This is a genomic window from Streptomyces sp. NRRL S-118 (assembly GCF_000716335.1).
GTDB lineage: Bacteria > Actinomycetota > Actinomycetes > Streptomycetales > Streptomycetaceae > Streptomyces.
Genome location: NZ_KL591064.1, coordinates 1 through 1,212, shown reverse-complemented (window position 1 = coordinate 1,212; position 1,212 = coordinate 1). Strand labels below are relative to the sequence as shown.

The 1,212-nt window shown below is 72.9% G+C and carries 1 protein-coding gene; it reads left to right on the top strand.

Annotated features, from left to right (window positions below; all coding sequences use genetic code 11):
• The coding region (locus tag IH00_RS38615; RefSeq protein ID WP_039947903.1) for a type I polyketide synthase at positions 1-1,212 on the top strand (1,212 nt) is incomplete at both ends.

The following is a 1,212-nucleotide window of genomic DNA, read 5'->3' as shown; positions in this document are numbered from 1 at the left end:
CCGCGGAGACGGGTACGGCGCTGTTCGATCAGTCCCTGGACGTGGACGCGGCCGTCGTGGTCCCGGCACAGCTGGACACCGCTGCGCTGCGCGCCCAGGCGCGGGCCGGTACGCTCCCGGCGCTGCTGCGCGGACTGGTGCGGACGCCCGCCCGGGCCGAGGCGAGCTCGGGCGCGCTGGCCCAGCGGCTGGCCGGAGCGCCGGAGGCCGACCGGGAGCGGATCGTCCTCGAACTGGTCCAGGCCCAGGTGGCGTCCGTACTCGGCCACGCGTCGGGAGCCTCCGTCGAGCCGGACCGCGCGTTCAAGGAGCTCGGCTTCGACTCGCTCAGCGCGGTCGAACTGCGCAACCGGCTCACCCGGAGCACCGGCGTCCGCCTGCCCGCCACCCTTGTGTTCGACCACCCGTCTCCGGCGGCCGTGGCACGCTTCCTGATGTCGCAGGTGGCCACGGGTACGGGTTCGGGTGCCGAGGCTGCGAGCGGCGGCCGTGCCGTGGCGCGGACACGACAGGTCGACGCGGGCGAGCCCCTTGCGATCGTCGGCATGAGCTGTCGCTACCCGGGCGGGGTGACCTCCCCCGAGCAGTTGTGGGACATGGTGGCGTCCGGCCGGGACGCGATCGGCCCCTTCCCGACCGACCGCGGCTGGGATCTGGAGCGGCTGTACGACCCGGACCCCGACCAGATCGGGACGGTCTACACGCGCGGCGGTGGTTTCGTCGAGGGCGCCGGTCTCTTCGACGCCGACTTCTTCGGGATCAGTCCGCGTGAGGCCACCGCGATGGACCCGCAGCAGCGTCTGCTGCTGGAGGCGTCGTGGCAGGCGTTCGAGCACGCCGGGATCGCACCGACCTCCCTCAAGGGCAGCAACATCGGCGTCTTCTGCGGTGTCAGCTCCTCCGACTACGGCGTCAGCGGCTCGCAGTCCCAGGTCGAGGGCTTCCGCCTCACGGGCTCCAGCACCAGCGTCGTGTCCGGCCGTATCGCCTACATCCTCGGGCTGGAGGGCCCGGCGGTGTCCGTGGACACGGCCTGCTCCTCCTCCGCGGTCGCCCTGCACTTCGCGTCCCAGGCCCTGCGGTCGGGTGAGTGCGAGATGGCGCTCATCGGCGGTGTGACCATCATGTCCGGACCCTTCCTGCTCACGGAGTTCAGCCGTCAGCGCGGCCTGTCGCCGGACGGGCGCTGCCGTGCCTACGCGGCGTCCGCCG